Source organism: Streptomyces sp. NPDC001717, assembly GCF_042892775.1.
GTDB lineage: Bacteria > Actinomycetota > Actinomycetes > Streptomycetales > Streptomycetaceae > Streptomyces.
Genome location: NZ_JBIAUK010000001.1, coordinates 139,854 through 162,134, shown reverse-complemented (window position 1 = coordinate 162,134; position 22,281 = coordinate 139,854). Strand labels below are relative to the sequence as shown.

Here is a 22,281-nt window from a genome sequence, read left to right as displayed (position 1 = left end):
CTGCCCGGGAGTCGGTCCCACACCGTGCTGCGCTATCTGCCCTTCCTGCTGATCATCGCGCTGACCATCTACGCCTTCATCGACTGCCTGAACACCCCTGAGGAGGAGGTCAAGCACCTCCCCAAGGTGGTCTGGGTGATCATCATCCTGCTCTTCTCGATCGTCGGCCCGGTGGTGTGGCTGTTCGCGGGCAAGCACCGGTCGGCCGTGGGCGGGGGACGCGCGGCGCGGAACCAGTGGGTGGCGCCGGACGACAATCCGGAGTTCCTGCGGTCGCTGCGCGAGGAGCAGGACCGGAAGAAGGACAAGGACCAGGACTGAAGGGTGCCGCCGCGGAAGGCCGGGCGGCGCCTCAGCCGAGGCGGAAGTACCAGGGGCTCTGCCGGAAGTCCTTGAGGCCCGTGCCGCTGCCGTCGGCGTCCTGGTCAAAGACGCCTGCCGGGTTGCTCGGGCGGGGGCCGACCCGCAGCTCCCCGATGTCCGCGTACGGCGGACCCACCCGGAAGGTGCTGGGGCGCGGCCGCGGTTCGGGGCCGTAGAGGTCGTGGATGTCGGCGAACGGTGCGTACTGCCCCGGCGGGGCGTACTGGCCCGGTGGGGCGCTCGGGCTGGGGCTCGGGCGCGGGGCGGGGGCCGGGCCGGGCGTGTCGGCGAAGGCGCCGGACGAGAGCGAGCCACCTCCCACGACCAGGGCCGACACGGCGGCGAGGGTGATCCACCCGGTGCGGGTGCGGCGGTGGGTGCGGGTGCGGGTGCGGGGCATGGTGGCGCTCCTGACGGGGTCGGCCGGCCCCACCGAGCGGCGGGCCGTGCCTCCATTGCGCCCCGGCGGGCGCGCCCGGTCATGCCGCTGATTCCCGTGACTTGACGACGGTCCCTTGCGCCTACTGGGCCCAGGGCAGGACGCGGGTGCCCTCGGTGCCGGGGACGGAGGCGACGCCGTCCGCCCGCATGGCCACGTACGCCCGGAACGGCTCGGCGGCGTGGATCCGACGGAGCACGTCGGGCGGCAGGACCAGGGTCTGGCCGGTGGTCACCTTCTCGGTGCGGCCGTCGCAGGTGACCTCCAGGGAGCCGGCCGTGACCGTCCAGACCTGCTCGCGGCTGACGGAGTGTTCGGGGCCGGTGATCCCGGCGGGCATGTCGACATGCCAGGTGCTGAGCTCGGAGCTGCCCCGGCTGGGGGCGGCGAGGCCGGTCATGGTGGCGTTCGGGGTGGTGATGACGTGCTCGGGGGAAGTGGTGATCACGTGCAAGGGGAGCCCTCGTTCCAGTCGAGTAAAGCAGCTTTACTTGATGGGATGAGTAAAGCAGCTTGTCTTGCCCGTGTCACCATGTTTCCGTGACCGACCGACGAGACGACGACGACGGCATCGAGCTGGCATTCCTGCTGGGGCTCGGCTTCCAGCTGCTGCTGGGCGAGTTCACCAGGCGGGTCGGCGAGGCCGGCTACGCCGACCTGCGCCCCGCGCACGGCATGACGTTCCAGGTCCTCCAGGGGACCGGCGCCACCGCGAGCGAGCTCGCCGAGCGGCTCGGGGTGACCAAACAGGCGGCCGGACAGATCGTCGACGACCTGGAGAAGCGCGGCTACGTCCGCCGCGAGCCGCACCCGGAAGGGGGTCGGCGCAAGCTGGTGGTGCTCACCGCCGCCGCCGACGAGCACCTGGCCGTCGCGGGCCGGATCCTGCACGAGCTGGAGGCGGAGCTGGGCGGCAGCGTCGACCTCGGCGCCCTGCGGGGCGAGCTCGGCCGCTTGGTGCGGACCCTGAACGGGGAGGGCCCACTGCCGCCGCTGCGACCGGTCTGGTGAGCGTGCCCTGGGGAACCGGGGGCACCTCCCAGCAGTAGCCGGGGGAGGAAGGGCGGGTAGGGGACGGGCCCCGCGCAGCGGAGAGGCGGGCGCGGGCGGCGCCTGCGGGCGGGCAGGCCGCCGGGACCGGGCGATGCGCGCGGTCAGGAGCGGGGCCGGAGGGGGCGGTAGCCCGGGAAAGGCGCCGGCGGTCAGGCCGCCGAGGCGCGGGAGAAGGAGGCGTAGGCCTCGCGGAGCTCGGCCCAGCGGGTGTCGGACCAGGTGGACCAGTCCGCCGGGTGGCCGGCCAGGGCGGAGTTCAGCAGTTCGAAGTGTTCGTGCCAGCCGGCGAGGCAGTCCAGGCGCTCGTCCTCCGGGCCGCCCCGTTCGTTCACGAAGCGGATCACCGTGGAGTCCGTGCCGACCGCCTCCAGGTGGAAGCGGATCCGCCCGTGCTCGGTGACGGTGTACTCCACGACCCGCTCGACGTCCCAGGCGGTGATGCGGCCGGTCACCACGGTCCCGGTGTTCAGCCAGCGCAGCATGACGGCTCCGCCGAGCCGGCGTTCCAGTACGTCGGCCGCGGCCAGCCAGGTGCGCAGTCCGCTCGCCCCGGTCAGGGCGGGCCAGAGCACCTCGTAGGAGTACGGCAGGTGCAGCTCGAAGCGGAGCAGCCAGCGGTTCTCGCCGCGGCGCTCGCTGGTGGCATGGCTCACGAGAGACATACCACCAGCGTCCCACTTACGTCCGTCAGACGCCCGCGTAGGAGTGCAGGCCGTTGAGGACCATGTTCACGCCGTAGTAGTTCCAGATCCAACAGACGAAGGCGAAGAGGCCCAGGTAGGCCGCCTTGCGGCCCTTCCAGCCGGCGGTGGCGCGCGCGTGCAGGTAGCAGGCGTACGCGACCCAGGTCACGAAGGACCAGACCTCCTTGGGGTCCCAGCCCCAGTAGCGACCCCAGGCGTCGCCCGCCCAGATGGCGCCCGCGATGATCGTGAAGGTCCACAGCGGGAAGACGGCCGCGTTGATGCGGTACGAGAACTTGTCGAGCGAGGCCGCCGAGGGCAGCCGCTCCATCACGGAGGTGGCGAACTTGCCGGGCGTGCCGCCGTTCGCGAGCTTGTTCTCGTACGAGTCGCGGAAGAGGTACAGCAGGGTGCCGGCCGCACCGAGGTAGAAGACGGCGCCGCAGAAGATCGCGGTGGAGACGTGGATCCACAGCCAGTACGAGTGCAGGGCCGGGACGAGCTGGTCGCTGTCGGTGTAGAGGACCGTGACGGCGATGCCGAGGTCCAGCAGGACGGTGGTGACCAGGATCAGACCGAGCCAGCGGACGTTCTTCTTCAGGGCGAGCAGCACCAGGTACGCGCCGACGGCCACCGTGGAGAAGGTGATCGAGAACTCGTACATGTTGCCCCACGGGGCCCGCTGCACCGACAGCGCGCGGGTGAGGACGCCGCCCGCCTCGATGAGGAAGGCGAGCGCGGTCAGCGAGACCGCGATCCGCCCGTACAGGTCGCCCTGCTCGGTGCCGCCCGCGGCGCCCGGGCCGTCCGGCACGTCACGGGTGCCGGCGGCGGAGCGGGTGGTGACCTTGGGTCGGTCCAGGACGGCCGTGGCACCCCCCTTGCCCCGCACCTGCACGGCGGGGGCCGCCTGGGCCTCCCCGGCGCCGGTGAGCGCGGCGGCCGTGCGGCCGACCTTGCTGCGGCTGCCGAAGGTCCACTCGGCGATGTGCGCGAAGAAGGCGAGCGTGTAGACCGCCATCGACGAATAGACCAGGTAGTTGCTGATCTGAGCCAGGTTCTCGTTGGCTGCGGCTGCGAGCGGCGTCATCCGCGCTCTCCTTCAAGGGTTTCTTCTACAGGATCAGGCGCCGTGGGCGCCTGCTGGTGGAGCGTCGCCGCGAGGTCCGACAGCTCCTGCGGGAGCCTGGCGGACTCGCTGCGGCCGAGGCCCGCCATCTCGACGACGGTGACGCCGTCCTTGCCGGTCACCGCACGGACCCAGATCCGGCGGCGCTGGATGAACAGCGATCCGGCCAGGCCCGCGATGGCGGCGATCGCGCCCGCGAGGGCGAGGCCGCTGCCGGGCTGGTGGGTGACGGAGAAGGTGGCCCAGCGCTCGATGCCCTCGAACTTCACGGAGCCCGCGCCGTCGGGCAGCTCCATCGTCTCGCCGGGCAGCAGCATCTTGGCGAGCGGGTCGCCGTTCTCCTTCTTGAACTGCTGCATCTTGGTCGTGTCCAGCTGGTACACGTTCTGCGGCAGACCCGAGTCCACGCCGAGGCTGCCGTGATAGGCGTTGATCGCCATCACCGGGAAGTTCGCGTCCGGGAACTGGGAGAGCATCGTGCCCTGGCCCTTGCCCGCGAAGGTCGGCACGAACTGGGCGGAGAAGCCGAGCTGCTCCTTCTCGCCGTTCTTGTTCTTGTAGCCGTCGGTGACCTTGATGGCGCCGCGCGAGGTGAGGTTCTTGTCCTGCGGCAGCATCGGCACGGCGTCCTTGAAGACGACCTTGCCGGTGGGGTCGGTGACCGAGACGATCGGCGCGTAGCCGTGGCCGAGCAGGTAGACCTTGGAGCCGTCGACTTCGAGGGGCTTGTTGACCTCGATCTCGGCCTTCTTCGGCTTGCCGGCGGCGCCCTCGCTGTAGGTGACGTGCGCCTTGAAGTCGCGCGGGGTGCCCTTCTGCGGGCCGTCCGGCTCGAAGGTGGCGTCGAACTCGTCGAGGGTGAAGCTGAAGGGCGGCAGGTCGTCGGGGTCGAACATGCTGCCCGACTTGAAGTCGTCGTACTGGGTGAGCGTGTTCGCGAAGCCGCCGCCGCGCAGGACGAGCTTGCCGCCCTCGGACATGAAGAGCTTGCCCCAGGCGAAGGCCACGAGCATCACGATGAGCGCGACGTGGAAGATCAGGTTCCCGGCCTCGCGGAGGTAGCCCTTCTCCGCCGAGACGTGGCCCTTGCCCGCTTCGGTGCGGAAGCGGCGCCCGGCCAGCAGGGTCTTCGCGTGGGCGAGGACCTCGTCGGGGGACTTCTCGGTGCGCCAGGTGGTGTGCGCGGGGAGCCGGTCCAGGCGCCGGGGGGCGGCCGGCGGGCGGCCCCTGAGCTGACCGACGAACTGCCAGGTGCGGGGCAGGATGCAGCCGATGAGGGAGACGAAGAGCAGGATGTAGATCGCGGAGAACCAGAACGACGTGTAGACGTCGAAGAGCTGGAGCTTCTCGGCGATCGTCACCCAGGAGGCGTGGGTGCGCTTCCACTCGGCGACCTTCATCAGGTCGACGGAGTTCTGCGGGATCAGGGAGCCGGGGATCGCGCCGAGGGACAGCAGGAACAGCAGGATCAGCGCCACCCGCATGGAGGTGAGCTGCCGCCAGATCCAGCGGGCCCAGCCGATCACGCCGATGCCGACGGGACCGCTGTCCTCCTCGGGGGCGGTGGAGAGCTGGGAGCCGGCCGCGGCCTCCACGGCGTCGGCGGCCGCGGTGGCCGCCGTGGCCTCGGCCGGGTCGTGCGACGCCTCGGTGGACGCGTTGTCTGTCGTACTCATGTCCGTTTAGTCCTCAGATCCCCACCGTGAAGGTTTGGGTCCAGCTCTGCATGTCGCTGATGATGCTGTCCCACAAACCTGTGACGAGCAGCAGACCGGTCAGGACCAGCATGCCGCCGCCGATGCGCATCACCCACGCATAGTGCTTCTTGACCCAGCCGAATGCCCCGAGCGCCTTGCGGAAGGCGATCGCGGTGAGGATGAAGGGCAGGCCGAGGCCCAGGCAGTAGCCGACGGTCAGCAGCGCCCCGCGGCCCGCGCTGGCCTGGTCGAGGGAGAGCGTGGTGACGGCGGCGAGGGTCGGGCCCATGCAGGGGGTCCAGCCGACGCCGAAGAGCACGCCGAGCAGGGGCGCGCCGAGCAGACCGGCCGTCGGCTTCCTGTGGAAGCGGAACTCCCGCATCGTGAGCCCCGGGATGGCCCCCATGAAGAAGAGACCGAGGACGATCACCAGGGCGCCCAGCACCCGGGAGATGATCTCCGCGTTCTCCCGGAGGCTGTTGCCGAAGTAGCCGAAGAGGGCCCCGGTGGAGACGAAGACCGCGGTGAAGCCGGCGATGAACAGGCTCGCGCCCGCCAGCATCCGCCCGCGCCGGGCCTCGGCGAGGTCGGCGCCGCTCACTCCGGTCACGTACGAGAGGTAACCGGGGACGAGCGGCAGCACGCAGGGCGAGAAGAAGGAGACCAGCCCGGCGAGGACCGAGATGGGCAGGGCGAGCAGCAGCGCGCCGTTGAGGACGGTCGTGTTCACGCCGGACGGCTCACTTCTCCGCGAGGAGCGGGTCGATCATCCCGCGCAGCGCCACGTCGTCCATGGCGACCTGGGCGCGAGCGGCGATCTTGCCCTCCTTGTCGAGGACGACGGTGGCGGGGATCGCGTTCGGGTTGAGCGTGCCCTTGGGGAAGCGGAGCATCAGCTTGCCGACGGGGTCGTAGATGCTCGGGTAGGTGATCCCGAAGTCCGATTCGAAGGCGGCGGCGGTCTGCTTGCTGCTGTCGCGGGTGTTGAGGCCGACGAAGGCGACGTCCTTGCCGGCGTCGGCGAGCTCCTTGGCGACCTTCGCGAAGTGCGGGGCCTCGGCGCGGCAGGGCGCGCACCAGGAGCCCCACACGTTGAGGACGACGACCTTGCCCTTGAGGGTGGAGACGTCGAGGGTCGAGCCGTCGACGGTCTCGCCGTCGAGCTTGGGGGCCTCGGTGCGCTCGCCCTGGGCCACGCGGGCGATGCCGCCCGAGCCCGTGACGTACCCGCCGCCGGAACTGCCGTTCGGCTTGCCGTCCGCATCGGTGCACGCCGTGAGGGTGAGGGCGCTCGCGAGGGAGACCGCAGTGAGCAGGAGGGCGCGGCCGCTGGTCGAGCGGCGGCTACTTCGACGGACACGCGCGCGGCTAAGGCTCATGTGAAAAGTTTCGCATGAGCAATTTCCGACTCCGCCGCACCCCCCGGCGGGATGCCAATGCGCTGGTCAGGCGTGCGTCAGGCCGAGGTCATGTACGCGCTCCAGCCGCCGGTGGGCGACCGGCCGGGGCCGAGGCCGCGCAGTTTCGCGAGCACCTTGGGGTCCTGGACGTCGAGCCAGTCGATGAACTGACGGAACGATACGAGCCTTACGTCCCTTTTGTCCGCCATGCCCTTGAGGGCCTCTTCGACGGCGTCCATGTAGATGCCGCCGTTCCACTCCTCGAAGTGGTTGCCGATGAAGAGCGGGGCTCGGTTGGTCTCGTAGGCCCGCCGGAAGCCCCCGAGATAGGTGGCGGTGGCCTGGGTGCGCCAGGCCGGGTAGTTGGCCGGGACGCCCTTCGTGGTGTTCTTCGACTGGTTGGCGAGGATGTTGTAGTCCATCGACAGCACCTCGAAGGAGTGCCCGGGGAAGGGCAGGGACTGCAGCGGCAGGTCCCAGATCCCGGCGCGCTTCACCGGCCACTGCTGGAGTCCGCCGGGCGAGCTGGAGTCGTAGCGCCAGCCGAGCGCGGCCGCGGCTTCGAGCAGGTTCTCCTGACCGAGGAGGCAGGGGGTGCGGGCGCCGACCAGTTCCTTGCGGTAGTCGAAGGGCAGCGGCGGCAGGTCGGCGAAACCGGTGTTCGTGCGCCAGTTGGTGACGAAGGACACGGCCTGGTCGATCTCGCTGTGCCAGTCGGCGGGGCTCCATTTGCCGACGGAGCCGGAGCCGCCGCAGAAGTGGCCGTTGAAGTGGGTCCCTATCTCGTGCCCGTCGAGCCACGCCTCGCGGACGTACTTGATGGTGGAGCGGACGTTCTCGTCCTTGAGGTAGCCGATGTCCGAGGCGCCGACCGGATTGTTCGGCGGCCGGTAGAGGCCGCTCTTCGTCTCGGGCAGCAGGTAGAGGCCGGAGAGGAAGAAGGTCATGGACGCGCCGTGGTCCTTGGCGAGCTTGAGGAAGCGCGGGAAGAGTCCGTTGCCGACCTCCCCCGCGCCGTCCCAGCTGAAGACGACGAACTGCGGCGGAGTCTCGCCGGGCTGGAGGGGCACCGGCTTGGCCGGCTGGTTGGGCTGCGGGCCGGTGTCGGCGGTGGAGCCGTCGCCGATGGCCTTGGCCTCGGGCTTCGCGGGCTTGGGGTTCTTGATCGGCCCGGGGGCGCCGGGCTCGGCCTTGTCGGGTGAACCGCAGCCGGCGATGCCCACCGCGGCGGCAGCCCCAAGTCCGAGTCCGAGCAATCCCCTTCGCGTGAAGTTGCGCATCTCACCGTCCCAGTCGTCACCCGCACAGCTCATGCCACTGCCCATATAAACGGACAATTCGACAGAACTTGCGGCACTGGAACGGTGATTCCCGGCGCAACTTATATTTATTTAGGTAAAGCTGTAACGGTTCGTAACAGACCGTCGATCAAGCGATCCGACGGTCAGTCGGTCGGCCCGTCAGACGGTCGGCCCGTCAGCCAGTCGGCCCGTCAGCCAGTCGGCCCGTCAGGCGCCGAACGCCTTCGACGCGCCCTTCACCGGCTTCGCCCCCGCCAGCAGGTGCGCCGGGACCAGGTCCCGGGCCGGCTCGCTGTAGCCCACCGACACCAGCTTGTCGCCCTGGAAGGTGAACGACGTCAACGAGGCGAGCGTGCACTGCCGACGGCGCGGGTCGTGCCACAGCCGGCGCTTCTCCGCCCAGCTGCGCACGATCCAGATCGGCAGCTGGTGGCTGACCGCCACCGCCTCGTGGCCGCGGGCCGCGTCGCGCGCCGCCTCCAGCGCGCTCATCATCCGGACCACCTGGTCGACGTACGGCTCGCCCCAGGAGGGCTTGAACGGGTTCGTCAGGTGCTTCCAGTTGCCCGGCTTGCGCAGCGCGCCGTCGCCGACGCCGAAGGTCTTGCCCTCGAAGACGTTCTCCGCCTCCAACAGCCGCGCGTCTGTCGCCAGGTCCAGGCCGTGCGCCTTGGCGATCGGCTCCGCCGTCTCCTGCGCGCGCTCCAGCGGCGAGGCCACCACATAGGTGATGTCCCGGCCCTTCAGGTGCTCCGCGACCCGGTCCGCCATCTGCCGGCCCAGGTCCGAGAGGTGGTAGCCCGCGCGGCGCCCGTACAGGACCCCGTCCGGGTTGTGCACCTCGCCGTGGCGCACCAGGTGCACGACGGTGATGCCGTTCGTGGGGGCTGTGCTCATGCGGTGGCCTCCGCGGCGGCCCGGGCGGCGGCGGGCAGGGCCGCCGCGATCCGCTCGATCGCCTGCTCGTCGTGGGCGGTGGACACGAACCAGGACTCGAACGCCGAGGGCGGCAGGTAGACGCCCTGCGCCAGCATCGAGTGGAAGAAGCCGTTGAAGCGGAAGCCTTCCTGCTTCTTCGCGTCGTCGTAGTTGCGGACCTCGTCCTCGGTGAAGAAGACGGAGAACATGTTGGACGCGGTCTGCAGTCGGTGCGCGACGCCCTCCTTGGCCAGCGCCGTCGTCACCAGGCCCTGGATCTCCTTCGAGACCGCGTTCACCTTGTCGTACGCCGCGTCGTCCAGCAGCCGCAGCTGCGCGAGACCGGCGGCCGTGGCGATCGGGTTCCCGGAGAGCGTGCCGGCCTGGTAGACGGGCCCGGCGGGTGCCAGGTGGCCCATCACGTCCGCCCGGCCGCCGAAGGCGGCCGCCGGGAAGCCGCCGCCCATGACCTTGCCGAAGGTCATCAGGTCGGGCTTGACCCCGTCCACGCCGTACCAGCCGGCGCGCGAGGTGCGGAAGCCCGTCATGACCTCGTCGGAGATGTACAGGGCGCCGTTCTCGCGGCAGAGGTCGGCGAGCCCCTGGTTGAAGCCGTCGAGCGGGGTCACCACGCCCATGTTGCCGGGCGCGGCCTCGGTGATCACACAGGCGATCTCGCCGGGGTGCGCGGCGAAGGCCGCCCGCACCGCTTCGAGGTCGTTGTACGGCAGCACGATCGTGTCGCCGGCCTGCGCGCCGGTGACACCCGGGGTGTCCGGCAGCGCGAAGGTCGCGAGGCCGGAACCGGCGGCGGCCAGCAGCGCGTCCACGTGGCCGTGGTAGCACCCCGCGAACTTCACGACCTTGGCCCGACCGGTGAAACCGCGCGCGAGGCGGATCGCCGACATCGTGGCCTCGGTACCGGACGAAACCAGCCGGACCTGCTCGACCGGCTCGATCCGGGCGACGATCTCCTCGGCGAGCGCGACCTCGCCCTCGCCGGGCGTGCCGAAGGAGGTCCCGCGGGCGACGGCGGCCTGGACGGCCTCGATCACCTCGGGGTGGGAGTGGCCGAGGATCATCGGTCCCCACGAGCACACGAGGTCGACGTACTCGCGACCGTCGGCGTCGGTGAGGTACGGACCGGTCCCGGACACCATGAACCGGGGCGTACCGCCCACGGCGCGGAAGGCGCGGACGGGAGAGTTCACGCCGCCGGGGGTCACGAGGGAGGCGCGCTCGAAGAGCGTCTGCGAAACTGGGGCTTCATACGGGTACGGGTAGCTCACACCAGCCATGGTCTCAGAGGCCGCGACAGACTTGCGGGCGGGCGTTTCACCGCGTCGCCGCGGGGGAGGTCACTGCCATGATGATCAGGCTGCGTGGCGGGGGCCGCGGGGCCGGGGCGAGCAAGACCAGTCGGGTGGAGATATGCAACGCGGTGGTGGACCGGGCGAGGGTACGGGCGACCTCGACCCGCAGCGCGCCCGCGAAGCCCGCGAGGCCCGTCGCCGGGGCAAGCACCGCAGGCGCGCGGCGGAGGCGGCCGACGCCGTTCCCGGACCCACGCTGCCGTCGGACGACGACCTGCCCAAGGGCGGCCGGGGCATGGGCGTGACGTACAGGTACTTCGGCGCGCCCGACGGCGCGAGCGCCGCCCGGGTCCCCGTGACGATGCGGCCGGAGGAGCTCGGCGGCGACGAGCTCGGCATGGGCGGACTCTTCAGCAAGATCAAGCCGGAGACGGTGGCCGCGATGGTCCTGACCGGCATCGAGGGCATACCCCTCCACAAGGTCCCGCCGCTGGAGCTGGTCGTCCTGCACCCCGACTACGCGGTGGTCAAGCTCCCGATGACGGTCGTCGACCCGCTGCGCGGCGTCGGCGAGGAGTCCGTGGGCGCGGCGGCCTTCATCTGGTCCACGGTCCCCGACCGCGGCGGCCCGAGCGACGCGTTCAACGTCTACCAGCTGCTCCACGAGTGGCAGGACTTCTCCCACCGCCTCCACGAGAACGGCCACCAGGCGTACTGCCTCGTCTGGCCCTGATCCGGCCGTTGCCTCGGGGGCGCCGGATCAGTCCCGTGCGGGCTCGTTCCACGCGCGGAGCTTCTCCGGGTTGCGGACCGCCCAGATCGCGGTGACGCGGCCGTCGGCGACCTCGAACGCGGCCACGGTCACCGAGATTCCGGTGTGCCGGGCGACCAAGCCGGGCCGGCCGTTGACCGTGCGTTCCAGCAGGGTCAGTCCGGGGGCCTTGTCGGCGATGTGGATCAGGTACTGGGCGACGCTCCTGCCGCCCACGACCGGCCTCAGGACGGTGCCGACCATGCCGCCGCCGTCGGCGGTCATCGTGGCGTCCGGGTCGAGGAGGCCGACGAGGGCCTCGATGTCCTTGGCCTCCCAGGCCTCCTTGAAGTCCCGTACGAGGCCGGCCTGCGCGGCGGCCGGAGCCACGTCGGTGCGCGCGTCGCGGACCCGGCGGCGGCCCGAGGAGGCCAGCTGCCGGCAGGCCGCGGGCGTACGGCCGACGATCGCGGCGATTTCGGTGAAGGGGTAGCGGAAGACGTCGTGGAGGACGAACGCCACGCGTTCGGCCGGCGTCATCGACTCCAGCACGACGAGGAAGGCCATGTTCACCGACTCGTCCAGGGTGATGCGGTCGGCGGGATCGGCCGCCTCGGCCCCGCCTCCGAGGCCCCGCACGCTCGTCCACTCCGTACGGTCCGGTACCGGCTCGGGGATCCACGCGCCCACGTAGCGCTCGCGCCGGGCCCGTGCCGAGCCGAGCACGTCCAGGCAGATGCGGCCTGCGACCGTCGTCAGCCAGGCGCCCGGCGACTCGACGGCCTCCTGCTGCCGCCGCGACATCGCGTACCAGCGGGTGTAGGCCTCCTGCACCGCGTCCTCGGCCTCGGCCACCGAACCGAGCAGCCGGTAGGCGACGTTGACCAGATGCCGGCGCTCCTCGATGACGGTGCCCATGGTCGTGTTCGCCCCCGTGTCCTTCCCCGTCCCCGACACCCGCCTGACATTTCGCGGGGCTGCGTCGTCGAACGGTCGAGACACTACCGATCACCGCCGCGAGGCAGAACAGGGGTTCCCACCATGGCCGTTGAGACGACGACAGCCAAGACCGCGATGACCGCGACGGCCGCGGCGCGCGGATCCGCCTTCCTCAGGGTCTCCATCGGCCTGCAGACCCTGACCCTCTTCTTCCAGGCGGTCAGCGCCGGTCTGCTGCTGTCCACCTCCTACGGCGAGACGCTGCACGCCGTCGGCGCACGCGTGACGTACGGCGCGACGATGCTGTACGTGCTCGCCGCGGTCCTGGCGTGGAAGCCGGGCGGGGGGTCGCCCCGCCCGATCCTCTACTCGACCGGCTTCCTCGTCCTCTCCTCGGTACAGGTGGTCCTCGGCATAGCGCACGTGCCGGCACTCCATGTCCCGCTCGGCGTCGCCATGTTCGGCCTGACCGTGCTGGACCTGGGCCGGGTCCTGGCTACGACTGCTTCTTCCAGAGCGTGACTTCGGTGAGGTAGGTCGGGATGTCGTGGAGCTTGTCGGGCGAGGGCTCCACGGCCATGATCTTCACCATCGCCAGGTTGCCCTTGGTCGTGACCGTGCAGAGCAGATCGCCCTTGACGATGGCGGCGTCCGCTCCGGTCAGGGCGGCCCCGTTCAGCTTGTTGGGGATCGGGTTCGTGGCGGCTCCGGCCGCGCACTCCTCGGGGGTGGGGCCCTTGCTCTTGCCGAAGGACGTGTCGCTCGTGACGGCGTCGAAGCCCATCTGCAGCTCCCGGTTGCTGCTCGGCATCTCGAGGAACGGCGCCACCTTCGGGAAGTCGAGGTCGACGTCGTTGTACTTGCCGAATTCCCTGGGCCCCAGGAACTTCACCGGGGTGTCCTTGAACACCACCGTGTAGGCGGGCGCGGCAGGAGTCCGGGGCGCGGCGGACGCCGGGTCCTGGCCCTGCGCGGCGGAGGAGGAGGGCTTCGGCTGGTCCGCCGCCTTGCCCTCGCTCTTGGCCTCGGTCTTGGCCTTGCCGTCGTCGCGGGTGGCGTACCAGGCGCCGCCCGCGATCAGGACGACGGCCAGGACGCCCGCGCCCGCGATCAGGGGCACCCGGCTGCGGCCACGGGTCGCGGGGGCCGGAGCGGCTCCGTAGGCCGCCGCCTGCGGGCCCGTCGGCGCGTACGTCGGCGCGTACGGCTGCGGGGCGGCGGGCGCGGGGGCCTGCGTCGACGCGTACGACGGCGGGGCGGACTGGGCGGGGGCCTGCGTCGACGCGTACGGGTTCCCTGCGGCCGGTGCGGCCGCCTGCGCCGGGGCGTATGCGGGGGGCTGCGGGGAGGCCGGAGTCTGGGCGGGTGCCTGCGTCGGCGCGTACGACGGGGCGGGGGGCGGGGTGTTCGCGGGCATCGGCGGGGTCTGCGGCTGCGGGGGCGCCTCGGCCAGCCGCTCCCGCCGGGCTATCTCCGCCGTGACGGGAGCAGGCAGCCAGTCCTGGAAATCGCGCAGCGGCCGCCCGGCCAACCGCTCGCACCACTCGGCCAGTTCCTCCGTCCCGGGCCGCTCGGCGGGGTCGGCCTTCAGGCAGCGTTCCAGCAGGGGCCGCAGCTCGTCCGGGTAGCCGCTCAGGTCCGGCGCCTGCTGGGGGGTGTTGGCGATCGAGGCGGCGATCGAGAGGCCCGAGCCGTCGCCGTAGGGGTGGCGTCCGGTGGCCACGACCGCGGCGATCAGCCCCAGCGCGAAGACGTCGGTCGCCGGGGTGACCTCGCGGCCCAGCGCGTGCTCGGGCGACATGTACTGCGGCGTGCCGATGAACCCGCCGCTGCGCGTGAGCTGGGTGGCGTCGGTCGCGCGGGCGATGCCGAAGTCGATCACCCAGGGGCCCTTCGAACCCAGCAGGATGTTGCTGGGCTTGAGGTCGCGGTGGATCACGTACGCGCCGTGCACGGCGTGCAGGGCCCGCGCGGTGCAGCCGATCAGCTGGAACACGGCGGGCAGCGGGAGCGGCCCGTGGGCGGCGAGCGCGTCGTCCAGCGCCAACCCCGGCACGTAGGCGGAGGCGAGCCAGGGCTGTTCGCCGCTGGTGTCGTGGTCCACGACCGGCACGATGTGGTAGCCCTGCACGCGGCGCGCCGCCTGCACCTCGCGCTCGAAGCGGGCGCGGAAGTCCTGGTCCTGGGCGAACTCGCGCCGGATGACCTTCAGCGCGACGGGCTGGTTCCCCCGGGTCCGGGAGAGGTAGACCGATCCCATGCCGCCCTCGCCGATCCGCGCGAGCAGCCGGTAGCCGGCGATCTCCTGCGGATCGTCCGGCCCCAGCGGACTCAGCACGGACTGTTCGGCGTTCGAGGCGTTCGCCATCAATTCCCCCTAGACGATCACGAAGTTGAGATCGTATAGGGGGAGGCCACGGGGGTCGCAAAACCACTCGGCGGCCGAGACGGGGGCCCTTATGCTGCGGCGGTGACCACTCCCGCCGATCCCGCCAAGCCCTCGCGCCGCGCGCTCGTCACGCTGACCGCGCTGCTCGTCGTGGCGTGCGCGGCCTTCGGAGCCTGGCGGTGGTGGGACCGTGCGCGGGAAGGCGAGTTCCGTGCCGATCCGGACTTCTGCCGGCTCGTCACCCCCGAGACCGTCCACCGGCTCGTGCCCGAGGCGTACGGCGGACGAGCCGACGCGGCGTCGTGCAGTTGGGCCGCCCCGCGCGAGAAGGGCGAGTACCGGGCCGGCGTCCATCTCTTCGCGAGCCGCCTCACCGTCGACCTGGCCCGCAAGGACATCCGCGAACAGCGCACGGTCGGTGAACTCGGCTGGGAGAAGGACACCCAGGAGGACCTGTCCGGCCTCGGCGACGAAGCGTTCCTGCGCTTCCGGCCGCCCACTCCCGGCAAGGCGATCACCGCGCAGGTCGTCTTCCGCCGCAGCAACGTGGTGATCTCCCTGGCGTACGCCCGCGGCGACGACGACCGCCAGGCGGCCCGCGCCGGGGCGATCGACGCGGCCCGCGAGGCCGCAGCCCGGCTGACGGGCTGAGCGGCCTCACGGGCGATCGGAGCGACCGCGCACCACCGGACTACGCCAGGAGCTTCGCCTTGGCGCGGTCGAACTCCTCCTGGGTGATGTCGCCCTTGTCCTTGAGCGCGGCGAGCTTGTGCAGTTCGTCCGCCGAACCGCCGCCGGTCCCGGCCGTCTTGCGGACGTAGTCCTGGAAGGCGGCCTCGCTGTCCTTCATCTGCTTCGCGTCCCGCTCGGCCATGCTCTTGCCGCGGGCGATGAGGTACACGAAGACACCGAGGAACGGAAGGATGATCACGAAGATCAGCCATCCCGCCTTGCCCCACCCGCTCATGCTGTGGTCACGGAAGATGTCCGTGATGATCTTGAAGAGCAGGAAGAACCAGAGGATCCAGAGGAACAGCCACAGCATCGTCCAGAAGAGGTTGAGGAGCGGGTAATCGTCCATTCTCGACTCCGATCATTTCCGCCCGAATGCGGATCTTTCACCCTTCCCATCCTTGATACAGCCGGGTGATCGAAGTCGCACGCCGAGCGCAAGTCCCCCGACGATGGGGACATGAGCCTCCCGGACGACCCGCGGCGCCGCCGTATCGTCATCGGCCACCTGCTCCGTTCGGTGGTCTCGGTCACCCTGATCACCTGGCTGTACTACCTGACCCCGCTGGACCAAGGGGTGGGTGTCGGCACCCTCGTCATGTTGATCGTCGGGCTGGCCCTCTTCGGCCTGCTGGTCGTCCGGCAGGTCAACGCCATCACCCGTTCGGCGTATCCGAGACTGCGCGCCGTCGAGGGCGTCGCCTCCGCCGTGCCGTTGTTCCTGGTGGTGTTCTCCGCGGTGTACTACCTCGTCGCCCGGTCGGACCCGGCCTCCTTCACCGAGCCCCTGGACAGGACCGACGCCCTGTACTTCACGGTCACCGTGTTCGCGACCGTCGGCTTCGGGGACATCGCGCCCGTCTCCGAGACCACCCGCGTACTGACCACCGCGCAGATGGTCGCCGACCTGATCGTGGTCGGCATCGTCGCCAAGGTGCTGTTCGGCGCCGTCCGGATCGGCCTGCGGCGGAAAGGGGTCGATGACACCGAGCTGCCTCCGTAGGCTGCGGGCATGGTGCAACACGGGAACCCCGAGGACCCTGCCGTACGCCTGGCGCCCTGGACGGCGGACGACTTCTGGCTGCTGGAGCGCAAGAACGAGCCCGTCATGACCGAGCACCTCGGCGGCCCGGAGACACCCGCGAAACTCGCCGACCGCCAGCGGCGCTACGAGGCGATGAGCGCCCGGGAACCGGCGGCCGGGCGGATGTTCCGGGTCGTGCTGGAGCCGGCCGGAGAGAGCGTCGGAACCATCGGCTTCTGGGAACGGGAGTGGCAGGGCGAGCCGGTGTACGAGACCGGCTGGGGCATCCTGCCCGAGTACCAGGGCCGGGGCCTCGCGGTGGTCGCGCTGCGGGAGTTGCTCGCGTACGTCCGCGCCCACGGCTCCCCCGCCCGCGAGACCCTCCGCGCCTTCCCCGGCACCGACCATCCGGCCTCGAACGCCGTGGCCCGCCGGGCGGGTTTCGTTCGCCTCGGCGAGGTCGAGTTCGAGTACCCGCCCGGGGTGCCCCACCCGAGCAACGACTGGTGCCACCGGATCAGGGGGTGAGGGCCGCCCCCCGCACGGCCCTCACGATCCCCCCGGGTCCCTCCCCGCACGGTCACGGAGTCAGGATGATCCGGCCCCGTACCCCCGGGGTCGCCAGCCGGTCGTGCGCCTTGGCGGCGTCCGCGAGGTCGAAGACCTCCGCGACCCGCAGTGCGAGGGCACCCTCCTCGACCAGGGTGACCAGCCGGGCCAGGTGCTCCCCGTCCGCGGCGACCTCCTGCTCCACCACCCGCACCCCGCGCTCCGCCGCAGGGGCGGCGTGCGGGATCACCCCGACGTAGACGCCGCCGTCGCGGACGAAGCCGAGTGCGGGCCCTCCCAGTACGGCCGTGTCCAGCACCCCGTCGACCTGCTCGGCCGGGGCCTCCCCGCGCCGCACGAAGCCGGTCGCGCCCAGGGAGCGCAGGTAGGCCTCGTCATCGGCGCCCGCGAGGGCCGTCACCACGAGCCCCGCCCGCGCCGCGAGCTGGACCGCGAGCGCTCCGACCACCCCGGCGGCGCCGGTGATCAGCACCGAGGCGCCGGCGGCGAGGCCGAGCAGGTCCACGGAGCGGGCCGCGGTGAGCGCCGCGAGCGGGAAGCCGGCCGCGGTCGTGGTGTCCACGCCGGCCGGGGCGGCGGCGATGGCCGTGGCGTCGAGGACCACGTACTCGGCGTGCGAGCCCAGCGGCTTCACCGTCCCGTAGTGCAGCCCGACGACCCGCTGCCCGGCGCTCCAGCCGGTCACGCCGGCGCCGACCTCGTCGATCTCCCCCGCCACGTCCCAGCCGAGGCCGATCCGCTGCCCCTCGCCGCCGAAGACGCCGGCGCGGACCCCGCCGTCGACCGGGTTGAGGCCGGCCGCCCGGACCCGGATCCGGACCTGGCCGGCCTCCGGACGCGGTACCGCCACCTCGACGACCCGCACCTGCTCCGGACCGCCGAAGCCGTCCACGACCACTGCCTTCATCGTTGCGCCGCTCATGATCTCTCCCCGTCGTGCTCGTCGAACCGTTCGTTCCCGGTGAGCACTAACCTAGGGAGAGGTACTCTCTTTTCGTAAGTACGTACTTCCGAGTGCGTACCCGACCCGGAAGTGGGGCACCCATGGCCACCCGCACCGCCGCGGCCCGTCGCGAAGAAGCCCGCCACGCCTACGACGCCTTCCTCAAGGAATGCCCCACCGGGCAACTCCTGGCCCGCATCAGCGACAAGTGGGTCGGCCTCGTCGTCAGCGCGCTCGCCCAGGCCGACGACCGCTCCATGCGCTACAGCGACCTCGGCCGCAAGATCCCCGGCGTCAGCCAGAAGATGCTCACCCAGACCCTGCGCTCCCTGGAACGCGACGGCATCGTCACCCGCACCGTGACCCCCACCGTCCCCGCCCGCGTCGACTACCGGCTCACCGAACTCGGCGGCACCCTCGCCTGCCTGCTCTCCTCGGTGAAACTGTGGGCCGAGAACCACTTCGACAAGGTCGCCGCCCACCGCCAGGCCTACGACGCGGCCGCCGAGGCCTCCACAGCCTCCGCCGCCTCCTAAAAGCCGGGCGCCCCGCACCCCCGCAGTGGCATGCTGACAGGGTGAACGGACCCGGCATTCAGCTCACCCTCGCCCCCGACCTGCGCCTCTTCGCCGCACCCAGCAGGCGCGCGGACCGCGTACCGACGGCCACCGACGGCGCGTCCAGCCTCGGACACGTCGTCGAATCCGCCGGGGTCCCGCTCACCGAAGTCGGCCGCCTCCTCGTCGACGGCCACGAGGTCCCCGTCTCGTACGTCCCCCAAGACGGCCAGAACGTCGAGGTGTTCGGCGTCGAGCGGCCCCAACGCGTGGACGGCGCCCCGCTCCGCTTCCTCCTCGACGTCCACCTCGGCACCCTCGCCCGCCGCCTGCGCCTGCTCGGCGTCGACGCGGCCTACGAGAACGAGGACATCGGCGACCCCGCCCTCGCCACCCGCTCCGCCGCCGAACAGCGCGTACTGCTCTCCCGCGACCGCGGACTGCTGCGCCGCCGCGAGCTCTTCGCCGGCGCCTACGTCTACAGCGACAACCCGGACGAGCAACTGCGCGACGTACTCGGCAGGTTCGCACCCGACCTCGCGCCGTGGACCCGCTGCACCGCCTGCAACGGGCCGCTCCGCGATGCCGACAAGGACAGCGTCGGCGACCGCCTGGAGCAGGGCACGCACCGCTCCTACGACGTGTTCGCCCAGTGCACTGACTGCGAACGCGTCTACTGGCGCGGCGCCCACCACGCCCGCCTGGAACGCATCGTGGACGAGGCCCTCACCGAATTCGGCACCCCGGCCACCGGCCCCGAGGCCCGGGCTCAGAACGCGTAGGCGTCACCGGTGTCCAACGCGAGCACCACGTGCTCGTCGTTGGCACTGTCGCGGTCGGCGGCGCCGCCGTTCCACCACGTGTCCACCCGCACCACCACCTCCGGCGCCCGCTCCCGAAGCCCCAGCGCCATCCCGATGTGCCGTCCGCGCCCGTGCAACGCCATCGGACCGGTCTCGCACACCACCTCGCGCAGCCCGACCCGCGCACAGCCGACCGGCAGCTCCTGCCGGTCCGCGAGATCGACCGACAGCCGCACCCGCAGCGTCGCGTTCGGCAGCGCCGACGGCCCCTCGTTCTCCGGCACCAGCCAGATCCGCAGCTGCGCCCCGGCCAGGGCCACCCGACCGTGGTACGCGACATCCGCCTCCGGCCCGGCCCAGGCCCCCGCCGGGGCCGCGGTCCCCAACGCCAGCAGCCCGGACAGTCCCGCCGCCACCACACCCGACACGGCAATACGGCGCATCGCCACCACCTCCTGATCGCGCTGATCGCGTCTTCGCGCGGAGGCTAGCCGGCGCCGAGCCCGTCCGGTCGGACCATCACACGAATGAGGGCGAGGCATACCCCCATCCGCCCACCACCCCCTGCATAGGCTTCCGGACATGCCGATCACCCGCTCCATCGCCCTCTTCGCCCTCGCCGCCCTCCTGGAGATCGGCGGCGCCTGGCTCGTCTGGCAAGGCGTCCGCGAACACAAGGGCTGGGCCTGGATCGGCGCCGGAGTCATCGCGCTCGGCCTCTACGGCTTCGTCGCCACCCTCCAGCCCCAGGGCGACTTCGCCCGCGTCCTCGCCGCCTACGGCGGGGTCTTCGTCGCCGGATCCCTCGCCTGGGGCGTCGTCGCCGACGGCTACCGCCCCGACCGCTGGGACATCGCCGGAGCCCTCGTCTGCCTCGCCGGCATGGCCGTGATCATGTACGCCCCGCGCGGCCGCTGAGCCCCGCCCGTCCCGCCTATGCTGGCGAGTATTCGACCGTACGAACGACCGAGGAGCCCCCCACATGAGCACGACCACGGCCATCCGCACCGCCGTCGTCACCGGAGCGAGCAGCGGCATCGGCGCGGCCACCGCCCGGCAGCTCGCCGCGGCCGGCTACCACGTCGTCCTCACCGCCCGCCGCAAGGACCGCATCGAAGCCCTCGCCGCCGAGATCACCGAGGCCGGCCACTCCGCCGCGGCCCACGCCCTCGACGTCACCGACCGGGCCGCCGTCGACGCCTTCGCCGCCTCCCTCGACCGCTGTGACGTCGTCGTCAACAACGCGGGCGGCGCCCTCGGCGTCGACCCCGTCGCCACCGGCGACCCCGCCGACTGGCGCACGATGTACGAGACCAACGTCATCGGCACCCTCAACGTCACCCAGGCCCTGCTCCCCGCGATCACCGCCTCCGGCGACGGCACGGTGGTCGTCCTCTCCTCCACCGCCGGCCACGCCACCTACGAGGGCGGCGCGGGCTACGTCGCCGCCAAGAACGGCGCCCGCGTCCTCGCCGAGACCCTCCGCCTGGAACTCGTCGGCCTGCCCGTACGCGTCATCGAGATCGCCCCGGGCCTGGTCAAGACCGAGGAGTTCGCCACCACCCGCTTCCGCGGCGACACCGAGCGCGCGGCCAAGGTGTACGAGGGCGTCGCCGCCCCCCTCACCGCCGACGACGTGGCCGAGACCGTCACCTGGGCGGTGACCCGCCCCAGCCACGTCAACATCGACCTCCTGGTGGTCCGCCCCCGCGCCCAGGCCTCGAACACCAAGCTCCACCGCGAGCTGTAGTCCCGCCCCCGCCAGGCCGTCTCTTCCGGATCTTGCCTGGCCCGCAAGATCCGAAAGAGACGACCTAAGGGACCAGCCCGGCCGCCTTCAGGTGCGGCATGAGGGCGGCCGGCTTCAGCCCGGCCGCCCTCGCCGCGTCCAGCGCCCGCTGGAGGTCCGCGGCCAGGGTCGGCGTGAAGTGCAGCAGCACGATGTCACCGGCCTTCAGCTGCGGCGTGGGCGGCGTCTGGCTCCAGGTCGTGAAGTCGTACGTCCACGTGACCAGCGCCTTCACCCCGCACGCCTTAGCCGCGAGCCGCACGTCGTCGTTCACCGCCCCGTACGGCGGCCGCAGCAGCTTCGGCGTCCGCCCGAACGTCTCCTGCAGCCGCTCCCCCGCGCCGCAGACCTCGGCGTCCTTGCCGGCCGCGTCGAGCGTGGTCAGGTCCGGGTGGTTGACGGTGTGGTTCTCCACGGTCGCCCGGCCCTGCTCGGTGAGGGCGGTGAAGTACTGCGTGTCGTACGAGGTGGCCCCCGGCAGCAGGAACAACGAGACCGGCACCCGCTTCTCCAGCAGGATCCGGGCCGCCTCCGGATCGTGGTTCCAGCCGTCGTCGACGGTGATGAAGACGACCTTCTCGTCGGTCGGCACGTGCGACACCACGGGCGGCAGCCCCACCCCTGCCCGAGCGGACCCGGCGGCCCCCGCCGACCCGGCGGCCCCGAGGGCGAGCGACAACGACGCGAGAGCGGCGACAAGCACGCGAGATCTCCACATGCCGCACACCTTGGTCTAGACCAACTCCGGCCGTCAACCCCCTCGTTGACGGCCTCGCTCATGGCCGGCATCCCCATATGGGTGATGTCACGAGAAAAGTCCGCGGACGCGGATACGCTCCGAAAGCGTGAGCCGCGAGAAGGAGGAAGCCATGGCCGCGATACAGCACGAGACCACGATCGCGGAGGCCGCCGATCGACTCTCCAGGGAGCTTCCCGGGCACCGAGTGGAGATTCTCCAGGGGAGGCTCACCGTGACACCACCTGCCGACGGGGCTCATGCAGAGTCGTTGACCTGGCTCATCGAGGAGTGCTTCGCAGCCGGGGCTCGACAGGCCGGACTCAAATACCTCCAGGCCATCGGCGTCTGGCTGACCTCCGGGCCCAACGACTTCGCCATCCCGGACCTCGCACTCGTCGAATCCGACTACCGCGACGCGCACGTGGAGAGGAACTGCTTCGCGCCGCACGTCTTCCGGCTGGTCGTGGAGATCACCTCGTCCAACTGGTCCGACGACCTCGGCACCAAGGTCGACAGCTACGCCCAGGCCGGCATCCCGGTCTACCTGATCGCCGACCGCCGCCACGACGAGGTCGTCCTCTACACAGACCCCCGCTCCGGCGAATACCGCTCCCGCAAGCCCTTCAAGCGGGGCATGTCCGTTCTGCTCCCCGAATCCATCGGCATCACGCTCGAACTGTCCGTGGACCGCCTCCTCGACGGCGACGAGGACTGACGAGCCTTGGGGGCCCAGGCCGGGCCCCCAGCGC

At 71.4% G+C, this 22,281-nt stretch carries 28 protein-coding genes; 12 read left to right on the top strand and 16 right to left on the bottom strand.

Annotation, left to right across the window (positions count from 1 at the left end):
• The first annotated feature begins 24 nt into the window (after positions 1 to 24).
• Entirely contained in the window at positions 25 to 321 is a 297-nt protein-coding gene (locus tag ACFYZL_RS00830) for a PLD nuclease N-terminal domain-containing protein (protein ID WP_384745866.1), read from the top strand.
• 31 nt (positions 322 to 352) lie between these two features.
• Here the strand turns inward: ACFYZL_RS00830 and ACFYZL_RS00825 are convergent, their stop codons facing one another.
• Positions 353 to 763, bottom strand: coding sequence for a hypothetical protein (locus tag ACFYZL_RS00825; RefSeq protein WP_388674960.1), 411 nt, complete (start codon positions 761 to 763; stop codon positions 353 to 355).
• Between the two features lie 121 nt (positions 764 to 884).
• Complete coding sequence (locus ACFYZL_RS00820) at positions 885 to 1,250, bottom strand: cupin domain-containing protein (protein ID WP_384745862.1); 366 nt, start codon at positions 1,248 to 1,250, stop codon at positions 885 to 887.
• A 92-nt stretch (positions 1,251 to 1,342) separates the two neighbouring features.
• Between ACFYZL_RS00820 and ACFYZL_RS00815 the strand changes: the two genes are divergently transcribed.
• Positions 1,343 to 1,813 (top strand): MarR family winged helix-turn-helix transcriptional regulator, encoded by a 471-nt coding sequence (locus ACFYZL_RS00815; protein ID WP_388674957.1) that lies wholly within the window; start codon positions 1,343 to 1,345, stop codon positions 1,811 to 1,813.
• Between the two features lie 191 nt (positions 1,814 to 2,004).
• Here ACFYZL_RS00815 and ACFYZL_RS00810 read toward each other — a convergent pair whose 3' ends face one another.
• The 8 genes from ACFYZL_RS00810 to hemL form a co-directional block, all read right to left on the bottom strand.
• Positions 2,005 to 2,517 (bottom strand): SRPBCC domain-containing protein, encoded by a 513-nt coding sequence (locus tag ACFYZL_RS00810; RefSeq protein WP_384745859.1) that lies wholly within the window; start codon positions 2,515 to 2,517, stop codon positions 2,005 to 2,007.
• 25 nt (positions 2,518 to 2,542) lie between these two features.
• Positions 2,543 to 3,628, bottom strand: a complete 1,086-nt coding sequence (gene ccsB, locus ACFYZL_RS00805; protein WP_384745857.1) for a c-type cytochrome biogenesis protein CcsB — start codon at positions 3,626 to 3,628, stop codon at positions 2,543 to 2,545.
• The gene (locus ACFYZL_RS00800) at positions 3,625 to 5,343 is read right to left on the bottom strand and encodes a cytochrome c biogenesis protein ResB (protein WP_384745855.1); all 1,719 of its coding nucleotides are present in this window, start codon (positions 5,341 to 5,343) and stop codon (positions 3,625 to 3,627) included. The genes ccsB and ACFYZL_RS00800 overlap by 4 nt, the downstream gene beginning before the upstream one ends.
• 13 nt (positions 5,344 to 5,356) lie before the next feature.
• Complete coding sequence (locus ACFYZL_RS00795; protein WP_388674952.1) at positions 5,357 to 6,094, bottom strand: cytochrome c biogenesis CcdA family protein; 738 nt, start codon at positions 6,092 to 6,094, stop codon at positions 5,357 to 5,359.
• Between the two features lie 10 nt (positions 6,095 to 6,104).
• Positions 6,105 to 6,743 (bottom strand): TlpA family protein disulfide reductase, encoded by a 639-nt coding sequence (locus tag ACFYZL_RS00790; RefSeq protein ID WP_384745852.1) that lies wholly within the window; start codon positions 6,741 to 6,743, stop codon positions 6,105 to 6,107.
• A 77-nt stretch (positions 6,744 to 6,820) separates the two neighbouring features.
• Complete coding sequence (locus ACFYZL_RS00785; RefSeq protein ID WP_384745917.1) at positions 6,821 to 8,044, bottom strand: hypothetical protein; 1,224 nt, start codon at positions 8,042 to 8,044, stop codon at positions 6,821 to 6,823.
• 228 nt (positions 8,045 to 8,272) lie between these two features.
• The gene (locus ACFYZL_RS00780; RefSeq protein WP_384745850.1) at positions 8,273 to 8,962 is read right to left on the bottom strand and encodes a histidine phosphatase family protein; all 690 of its coding nucleotides are present in this window, start codon (positions 8,960 to 8,962) and stop codon (positions 8,273 to 8,275) included.
• Positions 8,959 to 10,281: a glutamate-1-semialdehyde 2,1-aminomutase gene (gene hemL, locus ACFYZL_RS00775; RefSeq protein ID WP_384745848.1), complete on the bottom strand. Its 1,323-nt coding sequence runs from the start codon at positions 10,279 to 10,281 to the stop codon at positions 8,959 to 8,961. The genes ACFYZL_RS00780 and hemL overlap by 4 nt, the downstream gene beginning before the upstream one ends.
• Before the next feature lie 310 nt (positions 10,282 to 10,591).
• Here hemL and ACFYZL_RS00770 point away from each other — a divergent pair, with 310 nt between their 5' ends.
• Positions 10,592 to 11,029, top strand: a complete 438-nt coding sequence (locus tag ACFYZL_RS00770) for a hypothetical protein (protein WP_384745916.1) — start codon at positions 10,592 to 10,594, stop codon at positions 11,027 to 11,029.
• Between the two features lie 27 nt (positions 11,030 to 11,056).
• Here the strand turns inward: ACFYZL_RS00770 and sigJ are convergent, their stop codons facing one another.
• Positions 11,057 to 11,965, bottom strand: a complete 909-nt coding sequence (sigJ, locus tag ACFYZL_RS00765; protein WP_388675835.1) for an RNA polymerase sigma factor SigJ — start codon at positions 11,963 to 11,965, stop codon at positions 11,057 to 11,059.
• Between the two features lie 123 nt (positions 11,966 to 12,088).
• Here sigJ and ACFYZL_RS00760 point away from each other — a divergent pair, with 123 nt between their 5' ends.
• Positions 12,089 to 12,508 carry a hypothetical protein gene (locus ACFYZL_RS00760; protein WP_388674948.1) on the top strand — a complete coding sequence of 140 codons (420 nt, stop codon included), beginning with the start codon at positions 12,089 to 12,091 and terminating at the stop codon, positions 12,506 to 12,508.
• Here ACFYZL_RS00760 and ACFYZL_RS00755 read toward each other — a convergent pair.
• Positions 12,483 to 14,354 (bottom strand): serine/threonine-protein kinase, encoded by a 1,872-nt coding sequence (locus ACFYZL_RS00755; RefSeq protein ID WP_388674945.1) that lies wholly within the window; start codon positions 14,352 to 14,354, stop codon positions 12,483 to 12,485. The genes ACFYZL_RS00760 and ACFYZL_RS00755 overlap by 26 nt on opposite strands.
• Before the next feature lie 102 nt (positions 14,355 to 14,456).
• Between ACFYZL_RS00755 and ACFYZL_RS00750 the strand changes: the two genes are divergently transcribed.
• The gene (locus tag ACFYZL_RS00750) at positions 14,457 to 15,026 is read left to right on the top strand and encodes a hypothetical protein (protein ID WP_384745843.1); all 570 of its coding nucleotides are present in this window, start codon (positions 14,457 to 14,459) and stop codon (positions 15,024 to 15,026) included.
• 40 nt (positions 15,027 to 15,066) lie between these two features.
• Here the strand turns inward: ACFYZL_RS00750 and ACFYZL_RS00745 are convergent, their stop codons facing one another.
• Positions 15,067 to 15,456, bottom strand: coding sequence for an SHOCT domain-containing protein (locus tag ACFYZL_RS00745; RefSeq protein ID WP_384745842.1), 390 nt, complete (start codon positions 15,454 to 15,456; stop codon positions 15,067 to 15,069).
• Between the two features lie 111 nt (positions 15,457 to 15,567).
• Between ACFYZL_RS00745 and ACFYZL_RS00740 the strand changes: the two genes are divergently transcribed.
• Together ACFYZL_RS00740 and ACFYZL_RS00735 are read left to right on the top strand one after the other, a co-directional pair.
• Complete coding sequence (locus ACFYZL_RS00740) at positions 15,568 to 16,110, top strand: potassium channel family protein (protein WP_384745840.1); 543 nt, start codon at positions 15,568 to 15,570, stop codon at positions 16,108 to 16,110.
• A gap of 9 nt (positions 16,111 to 16,119) precedes the next feature.
• A complete protein-coding gene (locus ACFYZL_RS00735) occupies positions 16,120 to 16,659 on the top strand; it encodes a GNAT family N-acetyltransferase (RefSeq protein WP_384745838.1) in 540 nt (179 codons plus the stop codon).
• Positions 16,660 to 16,711: 52 nt separating this feature from the next.
• Here ACFYZL_RS00735 and ACFYZL_RS00730 read toward each other — a convergent pair whose 3' ends face one another.
• Positions 16,712 to 17,608: an NADP-dependent oxidoreductase gene (locus ACFYZL_RS00730; RefSeq protein WP_384745914.1), complete on the bottom strand. Its 897-nt coding sequence runs from the start codon at positions 17,606 to 17,608 to the stop codon at positions 16,712 to 16,714.
• 137 nt (positions 17,609 to 17,745) lie between these two features.
• Between ACFYZL_RS00730 and ACFYZL_RS00725 the strand changes: the two genes are divergently transcribed.
• Together ACFYZL_RS00725 and ACFYZL_RS00720 are read left to right on the top strand one after the other, a co-directional pair.
• Positions 17,746 to 18,180: a winged helix-turn-helix transcriptional regulator gene (locus ACFYZL_RS00725; RefSeq protein ID WP_384745836.1), complete on the top strand. Its 435-nt coding sequence runs from the start codon at positions 17,746 to 17,748 to the stop codon at positions 18,178 to 18,180.
• 41 nt (positions 18,181 to 18,221) lie between these two features.
• Positions 18,222 to 18,983 carry a Mut7-C RNAse domain-containing protein gene (locus ACFYZL_RS00720; protein ID WP_384745834.1) on the top strand — a complete coding sequence of 254 codons (762 nt, stop codon included), beginning with the start codon at positions 18,222 to 18,224 and terminating at the stop codon, positions 18,981 to 18,983.
• Here ACFYZL_RS00720 and ACFYZL_RS00715 read toward each other — a convergent pair.
• Positions 18,971 to 19,447, bottom strand: coding sequence for a hypothetical protein (locus ACFYZL_RS00715; RefSeq protein WP_384745832.1), 477 nt, complete (start codon positions 19,445 to 19,447; stop codon positions 18,971 to 18,973). The genes ACFYZL_RS00720 and ACFYZL_RS00715 overlap by 13 nt on opposite strands.
• Positions 19,448 to 19,586: 139 nt before the next feature.
• On the opposite strand from ACFYZL_RS00715, the gene ACFYZL_RS00710 reads away from it, so the two are divergent.
• Positions 19,587 to 19,922 (top strand): YnfA family protein, encoded by a 336-nt coding sequence (locus ACFYZL_RS00710; protein WP_376661674.1) that lies wholly within the window; start codon positions 19,587 to 19,589, stop codon positions 19,920 to 19,922.
• Positions 19,923 to 19,986: 64 nt separating this feature from the next.
• A complete protein-coding gene (locus ACFYZL_RS00705) occupies positions 19,987 to 20,754 on the top strand; it encodes an SDR family NAD(P)-dependent oxidoreductase (RefSeq protein ID WP_384745830.1) in 768 nt (255 codons plus the stop codon).
• A gap of 64 nt (positions 20,755 to 20,818) precedes the next feature.
• Here the strand turns inward: ACFYZL_RS00705 and ACFYZL_RS00700 are convergent, their stop codons facing one another.
• On the bottom strand, positions 20,819 to 21,496 hold the full coding sequence (locus ACFYZL_RS00700) for a polysaccharide deacetylase family protein (protein WP_384745828.1): 678 nt from the start codon (positions 21,494 to 21,496) through the stop codon (positions 20,819 to 20,821).
• A 142-nt stretch (positions 21,497 to 21,638) separates the two neighbouring features.
• Here ACFYZL_RS00700 and ACFYZL_RS00695 point away from each other — a divergent pair, with 142 nt between their 5' ends.
• Positions 21,639 to 22,247: a Uma2 family endonuclease gene (locus ACFYZL_RS00695; RefSeq protein ID WP_388674936.1), complete on the top strand. Its 609-nt coding sequence runs from the start codon at positions 21,639 to 21,641 to the stop codon at positions 22,245 to 22,247.
• The last annotated feature ends 34 nt before the right edge of the window (positions 22,248 to 22,281 follow it).

Coding starts and splice junctions, on each gene's coding strand:
- ACFYZL_RS00825 (WP_388674960.1), bottom strand. CDS start 763: ATGCCCCGCACCCGCACCCGCACCCACCGCCGCACCCGCACCGGGTGG.
- ACFYZL_RS00810 (WP_384745859.1), bottom strand. CDS start 2,517: ATGTCTCTCGTGAGCCATGCCACCAGCGAGCGCCGCGGCGAGAACCGC.
- ccsB (WP_384745857.1), bottom strand. CDS start 3,628: ATGACGCCGCTCGCAGCCGCAGCCAACGAGAACCTGGCTCAGATCAGC.
- ACFYZL_RS00800 (WP_384745855.1), bottom strand. CDS start 5,343: ATGAGTACGACAGACAACGCGTCCACCGAGGCGTCGCACGACCCGGCC.
- ACFYZL_RS00790 (WP_384745852.1), bottom strand. CDS start 6,743: ATGAGCCTTAGCCGCGCGCGTGTCCGTCGAAGTAGCCGCCGCTCGACC.
- ACFYZL_RS00785 (WP_384745917.1), bottom strand. CDS start 8,044: ATGCGCAACTTCACGCGAAGGGGATTGCTCGGACTCGGACTTGGGGCT.
- ACFYZL_RS00780 (WP_384745850.1), bottom strand. CDS start 8,962: ATGAGCACAGCCCCCACGAACGGCATCACCGTCGTGCACCTGGTGCGC.
- hemL (WP_384745848.1), bottom strand. CDS start 10,281: ATGGCTGGTGTGAGCTACCCGTACCCGTATGAAGCCCCAGTTTCGCAG.
- ACFYZL_RS00770 (WP_384745916.1), top strand. CDS start 10,592: ATGGGCGTGACGTACAGGTACTTCGGCGCGCCCGACGGCGCGAGCGCC.
- sigJ (WP_388675835.1), bottom strand. CDS start 11,965: ATGGGCACCGTCATCGAGGAGCGCCGGCATCTGGTCAACGTCGCCTAC.
- ACFYZL_RS00760 (WP_388674948.1), top strand. CDS start 12,089: ATGGCCGTTGAGACGACGACAGCCAAGACCGCGATGACCGCGACGGCC.
- ACFYZL_RS00755 (WP_388674945.1), bottom strand. CDS start 14,354: ATGGCGAACGCCTCGAACGCCGAACAGTCCGTGCTGAGTCCGCTGGGG.
- ACFYZL_RS00745 (WP_384745842.1), bottom strand. CDS start 15,456: ATGGACGATTACCCGCTCCTCAACCTCTTCTGGACGATGCTGTGGCTG.
- ACFYZL_RS00740 (WP_384745840.1), top strand. CDS start 15,568: ATGAGCCTCCCGGACGACCCGCGGCGCCGCCGTATCGTCATCGGCCAC.
- ACFYZL_RS00735 (WP_384745838.1), top strand. CDS start 16,120: ATGGTGCAACACGGGAACCCCGAGGACCCTGCCGTACGCCTGGCGCCC.
- ACFYZL_RS00730 (WP_384745914.1), bottom strand. CDS start 17,608: ATGAAGGCAGTGGTCGTGGACGGCTTCGGCGGTCCGGAGCAGGTGCGG.
- ACFYZL_RS00725 (WP_384745836.1), top strand. CDS start 17,746: ATGGCCACCCGCACCGCCGCGGCCCGTCGCGAAGAAGCCCGCCACGCC.
- ACFYZL_RS00715 (WP_384745832.1), bottom strand. CDS start 19,447: ATGCGCCGTATTGCCGTGTCGGGTGTGGTGGCGGCGGGACTGTCCGGG.
- ACFYZL_RS00710 (WP_376661674.1), top strand. CDS start 19,587: ATGCCGATCACCCGCTCCATCGCCCTCTTCGCCCTCGCCGCCCTCCTG.
- ACFYZL_RS00705 (WP_384745830.1), top strand. CDS start 19,987: ATGAGCACGACCACGGCCATCCGCACCGCCGTCGTCACCGGAGCGAGC.